This is a genomic window from Stecheria intestinalis, assembly GCF_009696165.1.
GTDB lineage: Bacteria > Bacillota_I > Bacilli_A > Erysipelotrichales > Erysipelotrichaceae > Bulleidia > Bulleidia intestinalis.
This window is the reverse complement of sequence record NZ_VUMN01000030.1, coordinates 1-15,704: the sequence shown is the minus strand read 5'-3', so window position 1 is coordinate 15,704 and position 15,704 is coordinate 1. Positions and strand designations below refer to the sequence as shown.

At 53.8% G+C, this 15,704-nt stretch carries 13 protein-coding genes; 11 read left to right on the top strand and 2 right to left on the bottom strand.

Translation table 11 applies throughout. From position 1 onward, the window contains the following. The first annotated feature begins 9 nt into the window (after positions 1 to 9). Genes FYJ51_RS10950 through FYJ51_RS10930 form a run of 5 tightly spaced genes read left to right on the top strand, consistent with a single transcriptional unit; the run spans position 10 to position 5,176 of the window. Complete coding sequence (locus tag FYJ51_RS10950) at positions 10 to 1,020, top strand: ABC transporter permease (protein WP_154505608.1); 1,011 nt, start codon at positions 10 to 12, stop codon at positions 1,018 to 1,020. After that, positions 1,017 to 2,069 carry an ABC transporter ATP-binding protein gene (locus FYJ51_RS10945; RefSeq protein ID WP_154505607.1) on the top strand — a complete coding sequence of 351 codons (1,053 nt, stop codon included), beginning with the start codon at positions 1,017 to 1,019 and terminating at the stop codon, positions 2,067 to 2,069. The genes FYJ51_RS10950 and FYJ51_RS10945 overlap by 4 nt, the downstream gene beginning before the upstream one ends. Beyond that, the gene (locus FYJ51_RS10940) at positions 2,062 to 3,042 is read left to right on the top strand and encodes an ABC transporter ATP-binding protein (RefSeq protein WP_154505606.1); all 981 of its coding nucleotides are present in this window, start codon (positions 2,062 to 2,064) and stop codon (positions 3,040 to 3,042) included. Before FYJ51_RS10945 ends, FYJ51_RS10940 begins: the two co-directional genes overlap by 8 nt. Further along, on the top strand, positions 3,039 to 4,235 hold the full coding sequence (locus tag FYJ51_RS10935; protein WP_154505605.1) for an aminotransferase class I/II-fold pyridoxal phosphate-dependent enzyme: 1,197 nt from the start codon (positions 3,039 to 3,041) through the stop codon (positions 4,233 to 4,235). The genes FYJ51_RS10940 and FYJ51_RS10935 overlap by 4 nt, the downstream gene beginning before the upstream one ends. Then, a complete protein-coding gene (locus tag FYJ51_RS10930) occupies positions 4,232 to 5,176 on the top strand; it encodes an ornithine cyclodeaminase family protein (protein ID WP_154505604.1) in 945 nt (314 codons plus the stop codon). Before FYJ51_RS10935 ends, FYJ51_RS10930 begins: the two co-directional genes overlap by 4 nt. 28 nt (positions 5,177 to 5,204) lie before the next feature. On the opposite strand, the gene FYJ51_RS10925 is transcribed toward FYJ51_RS10930, so the two are convergent. After that, positions 5,205 to 6,092, bottom strand: coding sequence for an ROK family protein (locus FYJ51_RS10925; protein WP_154505603.1), 888 nt, complete (start codon positions 6,090 to 6,092; stop codon positions 5,205 to 5,207). Continuing rightward, complete coding sequence (locus FYJ51_RS10920) at positions 6,092 to 6,787, bottom strand: N-acetylmannosamine-6-phosphate 2-epimerase (protein WP_154505602.1); 696 nt, start codon at positions 6,785 to 6,787, stop codon at positions 6,092 to 6,094. The genes FYJ51_RS10925 and FYJ51_RS10920 overlap by 1 nt, the downstream gene beginning before the upstream one ends. A 125-nt stretch (positions 6,788 to 6,912) precedes the next feature. Between FYJ51_RS10920 and FYJ51_RS10915 the strand changes: the two genes are divergently transcribed. The 6 genes from FYJ51_RS10915 to FYJ51_RS10890 all read left to right on the top strand — a co-directional run bounded on the left by FYJ51_RS10915 (position 6,913) and on the right by FYJ51_RS10890 (position 15,589). Next, positions 6,913 to 8,268: an FAD-dependent oxidoreductase gene (locus FYJ51_RS10915; protein WP_154505601.1), complete on the top strand. Its 1,356-nt coding sequence runs from the start codon at positions 6,913 to 6,915 to the stop codon at positions 8,266 to 8,268. A 74-nt stretch (positions 8,269 to 8,342) separates the two neighbouring features. Further along, on the top strand, positions 8,343 to 9,284 hold the full coding sequence (locus tag FYJ51_RS10910) for a winged helix-turn-helix transcriptional regulator (protein ID WP_154505600.1): 942 nt from the start codon (positions 8,343 to 8,345) through the stop codon (positions 9,282 to 9,284). A gap of 66 nt (positions 9,285 to 9,350) precedes the next feature. After that, positions 9,351 to 10,661, top strand: a complete 1,311-nt coding sequence (locus tag FYJ51_RS10905) for a C4-dicarboxylate ABC transporter (RefSeq protein ID WP_154505599.1) — start codon at positions 9,351 to 9,353, stop codon at positions 10,659 to 10,661. An 84-nt stretch (positions 10,662 to 10,745) separates the two neighbouring features. Next, the gene (locus FYJ51_RS10900) at positions 10,746 to 12,887 is read left to right on the top strand and encodes a hydantoinase/oxoprolinase family protein (RefSeq protein ID WP_154505598.1); all 2,142 of its coding nucleotides are present in this window, start codon (positions 10,746 to 10,748) and stop codon (positions 12,885 to 12,887) included. A gap of 3 nt (positions 12,888 to 12,890) precedes the next feature. Continuing rightward, positions 12,891 to 13,469 (top strand): hypothetical protein, encoded by a 579-nt coding sequence (locus FYJ51_RS10895; RefSeq protein ID WP_105304196.1) that lies wholly within the window; start codon positions 12,891 to 12,893, stop codon positions 13,467 to 13,469. A gap of 236 nt (positions 13,470 to 13,705) precedes the next feature. Then, the gene (locus tag FYJ51_RS10890; RefSeq protein ID WP_154505597.1) at positions 13,706 to 15,589 is read left to right on the top strand and encodes a bifunctional diguanylate cyclase/phosphodiesterase; all 1,884 of its coding nucleotides are present in this window, start codon (positions 13,706 to 13,708) and stop codon (positions 15,587 to 15,589) included. Positions 15,590 to 15,704 lie beyond the last annotated feature (115 nt).

Here is a 15,704-nt window from a genome sequence, read left to right as displayed (position 1 = left end):
GGTTTATGAATGAGCACAGCAATGAATAAGAACGATGAAATCCCTGTCTCTGAATTTGTTCCTGCAGATCGATCAAAGATAGACATGGAACAGATTGTTCGTCCATCTGTCAGCTACTGGCAGGGGGTCTGGCGCAAGTTCAGGGAAGACCGCCTTGGCCAGTTCTGCGTCATTCTGATTCTGGCAGTGATCCTGATGGCGCTCTTCGCACCGATGCTGTCGCCGTATCGGTACGATACGACCAGCCTGCTGGAAAGCAATCTTTCTCCGTCTGCCCAGCACTGGTTCGGCACCGATTCCGTCGGCCGTGACATCTGGACCAGAGTCTGGGTCGGGGCCAGAGTTTCGCTGGCAGTCGGATTCATCGGCGCCATCATTCCATTTGCCTTCGGCATGGTGATCGGCTCGATCTCCGGCTGGTGCGGGGGATGGGTGGATATGATCATCATGCGCATCATCGATGTCGGTCTCTGCATTCCCTCGATGATCTATCTGATTCTGGTCATTGTCTATTTCGGCGGTGGCGCGCAGTCGATCATCCTTGCCCTTGCCATCATGAACTGGATGGGCCCGGCCAGAGGATACCGCGGCCGCATCCTGCAGTTCAGGAACCGGGAATTCACACTGGCTGCCGAAACACTCGGGGCTTCTTCCGGCCGGATCATCTTCCGGCATATTCTTCCGAATGTGCTCGGCAACATGATCGTATCTCTGACCAGCTCCGTCCCTGCCGCAATGTTCATTGAAGCAAGCCTGGCGTTCATCGGCCTCGGCATTGCTCCGCCGATGACTTCCCTTGGCCAGCTTGCCGCTGACGGCGCGAACCTGTACCGGATCCATTTCTATCAGTTCATTCTTCCTTCCTCAGTTCTGGCATTGATCATCTTTGCATTCTTCATGCTGGGCAACTGCCTGCGTGACGATCTTGATCCGCAGCTGCGCGAGGAATTCTCCACGCGGGCATGGCGGAAAAAGCGCAGACAGGCAGAAGAAAGCATGAAAAAGGAGGTGGCAGAATGAGCGGACATCTGCTTGAAGTGAATAACCTCAGAGTGAATTTCGAAACGGTCTCCGGAACGATCCATGCCGTCCGCGGGGTCAGCTTCCATCTCGATCCCGGGGAGACTCTTGCCATTGTCGGCGAATCGGGCTGCGGGAAATCGGTCTCCACGCAGTCGATCATCCGCCTGAATCCAGAACCGCCTGCAATTGTCTTCTCTGACAGCATCCTCTACAAAGGGAAAGACATTTCAAGGATTTCAGAAAAAGAGATGCGGGCATACCGAGGCAGGGAATTCGCAATGGTCTTCCAGGATGCCATGACCTCTCTGAATCCCGTTCAGCGCATCGGCAGACAGATGACGGAAGCGATCAGGGTCCATGAACCGATTTCCCGATCGGATGCGAAGAAACGAGCCATCGAGATGCTCGCTAAGGTCGGAATCCCGAATCCGGAAGAATCCTTCCGCCGCTATCCGCACACTTTTTCCGGCGGCCAGCGCCAGCGTATCATGATTGCGATGGCAATGTGCTGCCATCCCTCCGTGCTGATCGCAGATGAACCGACTACCGCTCTGGATGTGACGACCCAGGCACAGATTCTGAAGCTGATGATGGACATGCAGAAAGAAACCGGATGCGCCATCATTCTGATCACGCACAATCTCGGCGTTGTTGCCCGCATGGCAGATCGGGTTGCGGTCATGTATGCAGGTCAGATCGTCGAAGAAGGGTCTCTCCGGGATGTTTTCTATTCCACGAAGCACCCGTATACCTACGGCCTGCTTGGCTCCATGCCGGACCGCCGGAAGAAGTCGGATGCCCGGCTGATGTCGATTCCCGGCACGCCGCCGGACCTTTATGCGCCTCCCTCCGGCTGCTCCTTTGCGCCGCGCTGTCCGTACTGTCTTGAAGCATGCCTGCACCATGATCCTGATCTGAAGAACGTTTCTGAAGGACATTGTGCAAAGTGCTGGCTGCTGGATGCGCGCTGTTCGAAGGATTTCATCCCGCCGTATCTATCGGAAGGAGACAGAAGCACTGCAATCGGAGGATCTGCTCATGACTGAAACCAATCAGACGCTTGTTCAGGCCGACCACCTGAAGAAATATTTCAATCTCGGGCATAACCGGATTCTGCACGCGGTGGATGATGTTTCCTTTCAGATTCCCCGTCAGCGCACGCTCGGTCTGGTCGGAGAGTCCGGCTGCGGCAAGACGACCGTCGGCCGCACATTAGTCCGTCTCTATGAACCGGATGGCGGCAGGATCTTCTTTGACGGAAAAGACATCACATCCATCCATGGAAAAGAAAGAAGAGAGCTGACCAGACGGATGCAGATGGTCTATCAGGACCCTTATGCTTCCCTGAACCCGTTCTTTACCGTCGGGGAAATCATCAAGGAAGGACTGGAAATCCATCACATCGGAGCGGATGATCATGAACGCATGCAGATGGTCTACGAACTGCTTGAGAAAGTCGGCCTGCATGCCGAACATGCCAATCGCTTCCCGCACGAATTCTCCGGCGGCCAGCGTCAGCGCGTCGGCCTTGCCCGTTCGCTTGCCGTGAATCCGGAATTCATCGTATGCGATGAAGCAATTTCCGCTCTCGATGTCTCGGTGCAGGCCCAGATCGTGAACCTGCTGGTGGATCTGCAGAAAGAGATGAAGCTGACTTATCTCTTCATTGCCCATGATCTTTCAATGGTCCGTTATATCAGCGATGAAATCTGCGTGATGTATCTGGGGCAGATGGTGGAAACCGGGTATACCTCTGAAGTCTATGACCATCCGCTTCATCCGTATACCCAAGGCCTGCTTGATGCAGTTCCGGTTGCAGATCCCGATTTTGAAGCTGACCGGAAGAACCAGGTCATTCTGCAGGGCGAAGTCACCAGTCCTGTCAATCCGAGCCCAGGCTGCCGTTTTGCGGCAAGATGTCCATTCGCAGAAGAGCGCTGCCGGCATGAAACCCCTGAACTCAGAGAGATCAGAAAGGGCCACCGCCTCGCGTGCTTTCATTATGGAGACCCAGCATGAAGTATGATTTCACGACCCGGGTTTCCAGAACCGGAAGGGGGAACCTCAAGGATCTGATGTTCACCCCATCCGCGATCCGCCAGCACAACCTTCCGAGCTTCAGCGGGGCAGAGTTTGAATTCCGCACCGCTCAGCCGGTCATCGATGCGATGAAGGAATGTGCAGAGAACGGACTGATGGGCTTTACGATCGCGGATCAGAATTACAGAGATCATATCGTCTGGTGGGTGAAGAACATCCGGAAGGCAGACATTTCCCCTGACTGGATTCTGCCGATGCAGGGCACGATCTTCTCCGTCGCATCTGCGATCCGTCTGTTTGTGAAGCCAGAGGAGCACATGGTGCTCATGACTCCGGATTACAATCGCTACGATCAGGCAGCCCGCCGTCTGAAGCGAGGAACTACCATCTTCAGCCCGATGATTGAAAAAGAAGGAAGATTCCATCCGGACTTTGAAGATCTGGAAAGAAAGTTTTCCGATCCGAAGGCAAAGCTGTTTGTGCTCTGCAATCCGGATAATCCGACCGGTCAGGTGCTGTCAGAAGAAGAACTGCATCAGCTTCTGTCTCTGGCCAGGAAATACCGGATGCCGATTCTCTCTGATGAGATTTTCGCAGACATCCCGCTGAACGGGAAACCGGTCCCGCTGCTTACTGCTCTGGCGAAGGACAGCGATCTTGTGATCTCGATCCTTTCGATGGGAAAGACGTTTTCTTTTACCGGCGTCAACCATGCGAATGCGATCATCCGCAATCCCGGACTCTATCGTGCATTTGAAGAACAGCGTACTGCCGATCACTTCGGCAGTATCGATCCGATGGCTTATGCAGCGCTCATCGGCGGATATACGCCGGCAGGCGCAGAATGGCTCAGCCAGCTGATTGAAGTGCTGAAGCGCAATACCGATCGCTTTCTGAACTTCTTCAGTTCCTTTGAAGGGGTGAAAGCATATACGCCGGATGCAGGATATGTGCTCTGGGCAGACCTTTCCGCGCTGGGTATGGAACCGGACGCTCTGTTCAGGATGCTGGAAGAAGAAGCCTTGTTTGCCTGCGATCGCGGAGAAGAATACTATGGAGGAAAGTGCTGCGCAAGGATCTGCACCGCAGTTATGGAAACAGAGGTCATCGCTGCCATCGGCCGGCTGGAAAAGGTTTTTGCAGCACATGGATTCAGGAGGAAAGAAGAATGATTATCGTAGAAGCAGAAGAAGCCAGAAAAAGGCTGACTCCGGAAGTATGCATTCCGCTGATGAGAGAGGCATTCATTGCCCTGGAACAGGGAAAGGCAGTTCAGCCGCTGCGTTCCATCAATCACCTGCCGCAAGGCAATACGTTCGGCTTCATGCCGGCATATCTTGGCGATCATAGCTGCTTCGGCGCCAAGATCATCGATGCGAATTCCAATAATGCAGGGACACCATACCCGAGCCACATGGGCTACGTCATGATGTTTGACAGCGATCATGGCTTTCCGATCGGCATGGCCGACTGCTCGGTCATCACGGAAGTGCGTACCGGGTGCGTCTCGGCAGTCGCTACGGATCTATTGGCCTTGAAAGATGCTCAGAAGCTTGCCTTGATCGGAGCAGGGGCTCAGGCAAGGTCTCACACTGCTGCGATCCTGCTGGTGCGTCCGTCGATCAGAGAGATCTCGGTCTATGATCTGCGCAGAGAAGCAGCCGGAAAGTTTGCGGAAGAGATGAAGGCTGTTTACGGACTTGAAGTCACTGTCGCTGACAGTGCCAGACAGGCCGTGAAAGATGCAGATATCATCTGCACCGTGACCCCTTCGAAGGAGCCTTATCTGAAGAAGGAGTGGATCCGTCCGGGTGCTCATATCAATGCCGTCGGCACCTTCACCCCGACGACCAGGGAGGTCACGTCCGAACTCTTCGCTGCTTCGAAGGTCTATGCGGATGAAATCTCGGCAATGAAGAAGGAATCCGGAGAATATCTCATTCCGCTGTCGGAAGGCCTGATTGCGGAAGATCATATCCGCGGCAGCCTCGGCGGGCTTCTGCTTGGAAAAGTTCCAGGAAGACAATCCGACGAGGAGATCACGCTCTTCGATGCCCTTGGCCTTGCCGTGGAAGATGTGATCTGCGGAAGATATCTGGTTCTCGGTAAATAAAAGAGCAATCCTTCCGGATTGCTCTGAATCACGCTTCTGCAAGCATGGCTTCTGCCATTGCTGCAGCTCCATACAGCCCTGCCTGGTTTCCAAGCCGGGCTTTTTTCAGCTCGATTCCTCGAAAGCCCGGTATCAGGTGCTTTTCGAATGCCTGCACGGTCTTTTCGAAGACGATCGGCTGTTCCATGATGCCGCCGCCTAATACGAAGAGCGGAATGTTGAAGACTGCCGCAAATGAGCATAGGCCGATGCCGATCTCTTCCGTCCATGCCTCAAGCACCTGCATCAGAGCAGGATCGTTTTCTGCCTGTTCCATGAAGGAACGGCCATTCAGAATCGAAGGATCTGCCTGCTGTGACATCTTCAGCAATGCGGTGGTGGAGGCTGCTTTTTCATAGCTTCCTGCCCATGGATCGTCCCGCTTCTCTGCATGCACGATCATGCCCCCAGCCATGATGCCGGCATTCGGACCAGCTCCGTAATAGGGGGAACCATTCAGCCAGATGCCTGCGCCGATGCCCGTTCCATACGTGATGCACAGAAAATCCGAAGCACCTGCGGCTGCCCCGCATGCATGTTCGCCAGCTGCAGCCGCATATGCATCATTCAGCACGGCACAGGGAATCTGAAACCGTTCCTCGAACTTTGCCCTGACCTTCATGCCGGTATAGCCGGGCATATTGTCATTGGCATAAGCGATGGAACCATTCTCCGGATCGACCTGTCCGCAGGTGCTGATGCCTATTGCATCGAGATCAGAAAAAGCTGTGAGCAGATTCATCGCCCGGGCAATCACCTGCTCTGCTCCCATAGAAGCACAGGTGGGAATGGTTTCTCTGGCACTCAGGGTTCCATGATCCAGGATTCCGCTCTTGATGGTAGTGCCGCCGATATCCAGAAGACCGATGCGGCTCATCAGTCCTCCAGGGCTTTCATGAAAGTCTTCGTGATCTCATAAGGCCGGGTGATTGCCGAGCCGACAACGACTGCCCAGACATTCATGTCCATCGCATGTCTCAGCATTTCCGGGGTTGAGATATGGCCTTCCGCAATCACCGGCTTGCCGGACTCCAGCACCAGCTTCTTGATCATGGCATACGGCGGAACCTTCACCCCTCTGGTGTAGTCCGTATATCCTGCCATCGTCGTGCCGATCAGATCAAAGCCGAGCTCTGCGGCATGCATGCCATCTTCCGGACTTGCGCAGTCAGCCATGAACAGCTGCTCGGGATACTTCTGCTTCACTTCCCGGAAGAAGTCATCCAGAGACTGTCCGCCCGGGCGCTTTCTGGCGGTCGCATCCATGGCCAGAATCTCAACGCCGCAATCCATCAGGGCATCAACTTCCGCCATGGTCGGCGTGATGTATACCTCCGAATCCGGATAGTCTTTCTTGATGATGCCGATGATCGGAAGACTGGTGTTCTTTCTGATCTCTGCAATATCCTCGACCGTGTTTGCACGGATGCCTCCGGCTCCTCCCATCGTGGCTGCTAAAGCCATGCGGCCCATGATGAAGCTGGAATGCAGGGGTTCTTCCGGAAGTGCCTGACAGGAGACGATCAGCTTTCCGTGAATGGAATCCAGGATTTCCTGATTTTTCTGGTTCATGATTTTCCTTCTTTCTTTCCGCGCTGCTTGCATCTGGCAGAAAATCGTCTATGCTGAAAGCAGTTATTGCGGACTCCGAAATAATTGTAGATCGGAAAATCAGAACTGAAAAGACAGGAGAGATTATGAAAGAGACCATTTCTTATCAGGGGCGCGAACTAAAAGTCCTCGGAACCTGGGAAACCATCATTGCCGGAGGCGGCAGCGCCGGTGCTTCGGCAGCCATGACTTCAGCACAAGCAGGAAAGAAAACCCTCATCGTAGAGAAATCCATCCGTTTAGGCGGATCCAGCGTCAATGCGCTGGTCACCCCGATGATGCGTTCCTATACGGGCCATCACAGCAACTTCTATGCGCTTGAAGAAAAGCTCAATGCGATTGCGCCGGTCAGAGACCATGGCGTCAGCAACCAGCGCTGGTATTCTGCCGAAGCGATGTGCCACAGCTGGGACGAACTGCTCACCGATGCCGGCTGCGATCTGCTCTTTGATGCAGCGATTGCCGATGTGCTGATGGAAGGCGATCAGATCAGAGGCCTGGTCGTAGCAGTCACGGAAGGATTATGCGCCGTGCTCGGAAAGCAGTTCGTGGATGCGACTGGCGATGCAATGGTGCTGCGGCTGGCAGGTGTTCCTTGCCGGCGGGGAGATGAAGATGGCAATAATCAGATCTCCTCCCTGCGGTTTGAAGTCGGCGGAGTCGATATCGAAAAATACCGTGATTATGTATTCTCTCTGAATGATACCTACAGCGTTCATCATGAAGCCGGAGATTATTTCGAATCTGCCATGGTAGGCGGAAGAGGCTTTGCCTTGCAGCCATTGTTTGATCAGGCGGTGAAAGACGGCGTTCTGATTCCGGATGATCTGCGCTATTTCCAGAACTATACCGTTCCGGGAAAACCGGGCGTGCTTTCCTTCAACTGTCCGCATCTCGTCCATCTCATGGATAACGAACATGCTCTGGACCGATCCGGAGCAATCATCGAAGGGCGGAGATCCATTGCCCGTCTCATGAAGTTCCTGAAAGAGTATATGCCTGGCTTTGAGCACTGCTATCTGGTTCAGGAAGCTTCCATGCTCGGGATCAGAGAATCCTGGGAACTGATCGGCGACTATGTCATGCCTGCTGGCGACTATACGAATCAGGCGAGATTTGAAGATGCCGTTGCAAGAGGAGACTGGTACATTGATGTGCATTCGGCAAAGAAGTCGCTGGTGCATCAGATTTCGTATCAGCCAGGTGATTACTATGAGATTCCGTACCGGGCGATGATTTCTTCCGCAGTGAAGAATATCTGTGCCGCCGGCAGGTGCATCTCGACAGAGTTCCTCATGGAAGCAAGCATCCGCATCATTCCGACGGTCATCGACATCGGCCAGGCAGCAGGGGAAGCATGCGTGCTTGCCCTGGATCAGGGAATTGACCTGCATGCAGTCAATGGAATTGAACTGAAAGAGAAACTTGGCGAGTACCGCTGAAAGCCCTTGCAGTCCTTCCGGATGTGTGCTACGTTAAAACCAGTTATTTCGAAGTCCGAAAAAAGAGAAAGATCATGAAGAAGAGCGGTCTGAAAGACATGAAGAAAGAAAATCTCACGATGATCGTGAGACTTGTTCAGGAAAATCCAGGGATTTCCAGGATTTCACTTGCCCAGAAGACCGGACTTTCCGCCAGCACTGTCACTTCCCTGGTTTCGCATCTGCTGGAGCAGAACGTGCTGATTGAAAACGGCACGATCAGCACCGGCGGCCGGAGCCAGCGCTGTCTGGAGATCAATCCGGACTTCGGCATGATTGCCATATTCGAGATCTCCCGCCGGAGCATCTGGTTCAGCACGTTCGATCTTTCGATTTCTCTGAAATCGCAGAAGAAGCTGATGGACCGCTGGCATTCCGGCAATGATCTAGCGGAGCTCATCCGGCAGGCGCTGAAGGGGTCCAGGGTGCTGGGCATCGGTCTTCTGTTCCAGGATGATATGAAGGAAAGCGACTTCAACGTCATGATGGATGCAGGCGGATATGCGCCCCAGATGAAGCTCTCTGATGCATTGCGCATGTATCTGAAGGTGCCGGTGATCGAAGACTACTCCATGCATTACACCGTGACCAGGGCATTAGCAGAAGAGGAAACTGCTTCGTGCTGTGCCCAGATCAGACTCGGGACCGAAGTGGCCGCCAGCATCACCGCGGATGAGCAGACCATTGAGATTCTGCCGTCGTTCTGCCGCTCCTTCCTGCCGGAAGATGCTGACACCGCTGCCGAGAAAGACGGACTCGAAGGATTGATGATGTCTCTCTGCATGATGTTTCCGCTGGCCTGCATCTTCATCTCTTCCGATTCCGGAAGGCAGAAGTTCAATGCGGGAGAACTGGAAAACGATCTCTGCAGCAAGCTTGAGAACGATCGGCCGAAAGTCATTTTCGTGGATTCCCGTACTTCGTCAGACCATGAAGGGATGGCCCGATGGGTACGCAATGAACTGAAGTTTTCCTGATCCGGAGCCTCCGGTAAGCCATACCGTGTTCGATAAAAAAGGGGTTATCTGAAAGGAGATTAAACTATGGCACAAGGGATTCTGATCATCATCGCATTTGTGATCATCGCAGCTCTCATGATCACAAAGAAGATGCCGACCTTGCTGGCGCTTCCGCTGCTGGCAGTCATCATCTGCATCATCGCAGGCGTTCCGGCAGTCGGAAAAGACGCTGACGGAAACGCAATCGGCTGGCTGCAGACCGTTCTTGAAGCAGGAACCGTCCGCATGGGCGCGGCAATCATGGCCGTCATCTTCGGTGCATGGCTTGCTCAGCTGATGAACAAGACGGGCGTTACTGAGAACATCATCAAGCGCAGCGCAGAGCTGGGCGGAGACAAGCCGTTCGTCGTCACGATCATCATGGTCGCAGTGGTCGCAATTCTGTTCACGACATTGAGCGGACTGGGCGCGATCATCATGACCGGGTCCATCGTTCTGCCGATTCTGATTTCGATCGGCGTTCCGGCAATGAGCGCGGCTGCGATCTATATGATGGCCTTCACGACCGGACTTACGATCAACATCGCTCAGTGGCAGAACTATGCAAACATCTTCAGCCTCGATATTTCAGAGATCCAGTCCTTCGAGACGACGATGATGATTCTGACCGCAATTGCGACCCTCGTTCTGATCATCGTTGAATTCAAGCGCAATGGCATCAAGTTCGCATTCTCTGCACCGGCAGAAGACAAGAAGCCGGCAGCCGGGGAGAAGAGTCTGACGGGTGCCCGCGGTTTCCTTGCCATGATCACGCCGCTGATTCCGATCGTCCTCGTCGCGTTCTTCAAGATTCCGGTCTGCCCGTCCTTCATGGTCGGCATTCTCTGGATCCTGATCTTCACCAGCAAGTCCTGGGACAAGGCAATGAATCTGCTCGTGAAGTCCGGCTATGACGGCGTCACGGATGCAGGCCCTGCAGTTCTGCTCATGATCGGCATCGGCATTCTGTTCCTTGCGGTTACCAACGCAAACGTCAAGACCGTTCTCGATCCGTTCCTGCTCAAGGTTACTCCGACCTCAAGAGCCGGCTTCATCATCTTCTTCTCGCTGCTTGCTCCGCTGGCACTGTACCGCGGCCCGATGAACCTGTTCGGACTTGGCTCCGGCATCGCTGCATTGATCATCGGTCTTGGCACGCTGCAGCCGCAGGCAGTCATGGGAGCCTTCCTTTCTGCAGAGCGCATTCAGGCATGCGGCGATCCGACCAATACCCAGAACGTCTGGACCGCGAACTTCTGCGAAGTGGATGTCAATGCCCTGACGAAGAAACTGCTGCCGTATCTCTGGGTAGTTGCAGTCATCGGTGTCATCATTTCCGGTGTTCGTTTCTTCTGAGTTTCTCAAGCATATTCAGCAGACTCGGCGCCTTTCTGAACAAGGGAGGCGCCTCATTTTTCCAATCAAGTACGGAGGCAGGCAATGAAGGTAAGAATCGGCATCGATGTCGGCGGCACATTCACGGATGCAGTCGCCATCGACAATGACACATTTGAACTGATCGGGTATGTCAAGACCCCGACCACGCATCGGGCGAAGGAAGGCGTCGCAGCGGGCATCATCGAAGTGCTGCACAAGATCATGGAGGAATATCATATTTCTCCTGATGACGTTTCCTTCATCGCTCACGGCACCACGCAGGCAACCAATGCCCTGCTGGAAGGAGATGTCGCCAAGGTCGGCATCATCACCCTCGGCAGCGGTCTGGAGGGCTCCAAGGCAAAGGCAGATACGGCGATCGGCAATATCGAGCTTGCCCCGGGTAAATTTCTTGAAACGGAGAATGCCTATATTGACTGTTCTTCAGGCAGTCTCGAGGAAGATATCAAGGGTGCGATCGATGCGCTGAAAGAAAAGGGCTGTCAGTCCTTCGTGGCTGCCGAAGCCTTCTCTGTCGATGATCCTTCCAATGAGAATCTCGTCGTGAAGCTCTGCACGGATCAGGGCCTTCCGGCAACCGCAACCAACGATATCTCCAAGCTCTACGGCCTGAAGATCCGCACCCGCACAGCGGTGATCAACGCTTCCATCATGCCGAAGATGCTGGAAACCGCAGCCATGACTGATCAGTCCATCAGGAAAGCAGGCATCAAGGCACCTCTGATGATCATGCGCTGCGATGGCGGCGTCATGACCGTCGATGAAGTCCGCAGCCGTCCGATTCTGACGATTCTCTCAGGACCTGCTGCCGGGGTTGCCGGAGCTCTGATGTATGAGAAGCTTACCGATGGAATCTTCTTCGAAGTCGGCGGAACTTCCACGGATATTTCCTGCGTCAAGGATGGCAAAGTCATGATCCGCTATGCGGAAGTCGGCGGCTTCAAGACCTATCTGAACTCACTTGATGTGCATACGGTCGGCATCGGCGGCGGCTCGATGATCGAGCTGAAAGACGGCAAGGCAGTCGATACCGGACCGAGATCTGCTCATATTGCGGACCTCGATTATGAAGTCTATGCAAAGCCGGAAGAGATCAGAGATCCGAAGCTCGTGAGCATTCGTCCGATGGCAGGCGATCCGGAATATGCAATGATCGAATGCGCAGATGGAAAGAAGTATGCCCTGACCCTGTCCGGTGCCGCCAATATCGCCGGCTATGTGAAGCCGGAAGATTATGCCTACGGCAATCCGGAAGCAGCGAAGAAGGCATGGAAACCGCTGGCTGACAATATGGGCGTCAGCGTGGAAGCGGCAGCGAAAGCAGTCCTCGGCTTTGCGGCTGCCAAGAACTCCAAAGTCGCAGCGGAACTCATGAAGATGTATGAGATGGATCCCCGGACGACGATCTTCGTCGGCGGTGGCGGAGGCGCTGCTTCCGTGGTTCCGCACCTTGCTGAGACGATGGGACATCGTCACCGCATTGCCCGCAATGCGCCGGTTATCTCCACGATCGGCGTCGCGCTGGCAATGGTCCGCGATATGGTCGAACGTTCCGTGACCAACCCGACCCAGGACGACATCATTGCGGTCCGCAGAGAAGCAGAACAGGCAGCGATCCAGAACGGAGCTGCTTTGGGCACGATCGAGATTCAGGTAGAGGTCGATACGCAGCGCAACATCGTCCGGGCAATCGCTACCGGTGCTACGGAAATGCGGTCTCATGATCGCCTGAAGAAAGAACTCAGTGAAGCCGAACTGATTCAGGAAGCAGCTTCCAATCTGGCGATGAATCCTTCTGAGCTGAAGATTGAAGCCCGTACTGGAGGCATGGCTGCTGTCACGGCAGAGAAAGTCGAAAAGAAACTCTTCTTCCGCAAGAAGACGCATCCGCTGCGCCTGATTGACAGCGAGGGCGTCATCCGCCTGCAGAAGAGCAATGCCACGGTTCGTCAGAGCAGTATTTCCGCCTGGAAGAAAGACGTGAACTGGATGCTGGAAGAACTGACGGAATACAACGACGGCGGCTCCAGTCTCCCGAATCTGTATCTCATCGTCGGCAGAAGAATCGTCGATCTCTCGGGCATGCAGAAACCAGAACAGGTGATTTCGCTTGCCCAGGTCGAACTGGAAGGCCTTCCCGATTCCGAGCCGCTGATCGTGATCGGCACGAAACGCGTGGAATAGCCCATGGGAGAGAAGAAACGGAAGTCAGATCATTTTCCGTTCCCGGATCATGATCTTGCCCTGAAAGAACTCTCTTATGATCCATGCTATTCCAGGATTCCGGCTGAGGATCGCAAGCCGATTACCGAAAAAGCCTGGGCAAGAGGAGAAGCAGCTGCCCGTGAAACCTTTCAGCAGTTTCATGGCAGCTATGATTTCTTTGCGATCTGCAGAGAAAGCGGACTGACTCTGAAAGAAAAGAACATTGACTTCGTATCCGGAAACCAGCGCTATTTCAGCGACTATATCTCCGGAAAGAAAGAAGTCAATCTGTATCTGAAGTCCATCGCGCTATGGGCAGAGGAGAATTCCCTCGATCTGAAATCTGCCGAGAATCTGATTCTCAGCCATGAGTACTATCATTTTCTGGAATGGACTGAACTTGGTCTTACCTCCCGTCTCTATCAGGTGCCCATGATCCAGCTGGGAAAGCTGAAGCTCGGCCATACCGGCATCCGCGCCCTGAGTGAGATCGGCGCTCATGCCTTTGCACGAACTTACCGTGACCTTTCTGCGGCAAGAGAGAAATCGAAGACCGATTGAAGCAGGGCTGCAGCAGACACAATACTGCTGCAGCTTTTTTGCGCCATCTCTGGATCGCAGAACGTGCTCTATGGGGTCGGTGAACAATCCTGAAAAAGCTGAAATGAGCACATCCATGATCCTGCAGATGTTCTGATTCTTTTTCCCTGAATGCAGGGAAGCATGCCTGCAATTCTGCGTGTTCCTGTGATATCATGATCCGGGGTAGAAAAGGGGTATAGCAAGGAGTCTTCTCAGTGCTTGATACATATCATTTTTTTATCACGGTCGATGTCTGCACGTGCATTTTCTGCATCTTTCTTCTGCTGATGATCTACAGCCGGGAGAATCTGCACATCCGCAGGGCCAGGCTTTTCTGTCTGCTTGTCCTGTTCATGCTCGCTGCTTCCTTCTCCGAGCTGTTCGTGATCGCAGCTCCAGAGACATCACCTCTGACCTTTTCCGCAGCCTTTTCCCGCCTGCTGCGGCTGACCTGTCCGTCTGTCTTTCTGCTTTATCTCCTGGAACTTGCCGGAGAACTCAGAGCAATGCGGACCAGGCAGAAAGTGCTGCTCAGCATTCCGGAGATATTCCTCTTCGGATCGGTGGTTTTCCAGACAATTCAGCAGCAGAGGATTTCTGCTCTGGGATGGGCAGGCAGGTTCATCGTCGGGTTCTATTGCGCATGCCTGTTCTTTTTCCTTCTGAAACATCATGATTCTTTTCAGAAGAAAGACTATCATGGCCTTCTGACGCTGACGATCGGCATGACCGTCGGAGCAGTGTCCGGCAGGCACCTATTGATCCTGCAGATGGCAATCGTGTTTCAGATCCTTTCCTGTCTCTATTGTTTCTTCACGATCGAAGATGATTCGAGATTCCGCGATACGGAAACCGGCCTGCTCAGCCGATATGCCCTGCTGCGCTTTGTCAGACCATTCTATGACGCCTCGTATCATACCTGGATTATCGCCCTGGATATCCGCAACAGCAGCTATTACCAGATGACTCTCGGCAGTACCGTCATGGCGGGAATTCTCCATGAGATGGGCAGCTGGCTGCACGGCTTTTCCAGAGACGGGCTCCGGTGCTTCCGCTCGGAACAGGGCCAGTTCATCATTGTGATGCCGGCGGAAACCAGAGAAGATGCAGAAGCCTTTGCAGAAAAAATCAGAAAGAAGTTTGAAGGCACCTGGATCTATGAGACCGCAATCGTCGCCGTGACCGCTTCGGTCCGGATGGCCTGCATCCCGGACCAGATCCGCGATGAAAAGCAGCTTCTGCTGTTCATGAGCACGATCGCTCAGCAGGTGATCGGCAGCGATAATCCGGTCATGTTCACGGATGTGCTGAAGCAGCAGGAACGTCAGCTCGAAGTCGAGCAGGCCCTGCAGAGAGGAATCAGCAGAAAAAGCTTCAGGGTCTACTATCAGCCGATCTATGATGCCCGGACTGGCCGGTTTCGTTCCGCGGAAGCACTTGTGCGTCTCCATGATGAGAAGCTTGGCAGCATTTCTCCGGAAGAATTCATCCGGGTGGCAGAGCAGACCGGTCTCATCCATTCGATCGGGGAGATGGTATTCGAGGAAGTATGCCGGTTTCTATCAGAAAGCGATGTGCTTGAAAGGGGAATCCGCTTCATTGAAGTCAACCTGTCCACCGTTCAGTGCATGGATGATCATCTGGCCGAAACCTTCCGTGCCATCCTGGACCGCTATCATGTCGACCCGCATCGCATCAATCTGGAAATCACCGAGTCAGCAGTCATCTTCAATGAGTCCGTCATGGTCAACTCGATCCGCAAGCTCCAGCAGGAAGGCTTCTCGTTCTCTCTGGATGATTTCGGCACCGGCAATGCCAGCTATTCATATATCGCCAAGTATCCGTTCCGTCTCATCAAGATCGACAAGAGTTTTCTCTGGGAATCGGAGAAAGATCCGGTCCGCAATGTCATCTTCCTGAACATGCTGTCGCTGATCCGGGGTCTGGAACGCCGTTCTGTCGCAGAAGGCGTGGAGACCGAGAAGCAGAAGCAGATGCTGATTCAGAGAGGAACGGATTATCTGCAGGGCTACTATTTCTCAAAGCCCCTGCCGGAAGATCAGTTCCTTGAGTATCTCGCCCTCAGCAAGGTGAATTGAAAAACTGAACGCAAGTTTTACGAAGTTATCGCAAGCTGTGTGTGACAAGGAATAGTGAGAGACCGGTTCTGAAGTAATTCCGGTCTCTTTTCTATGGATTTTCTGCCTGAAATGA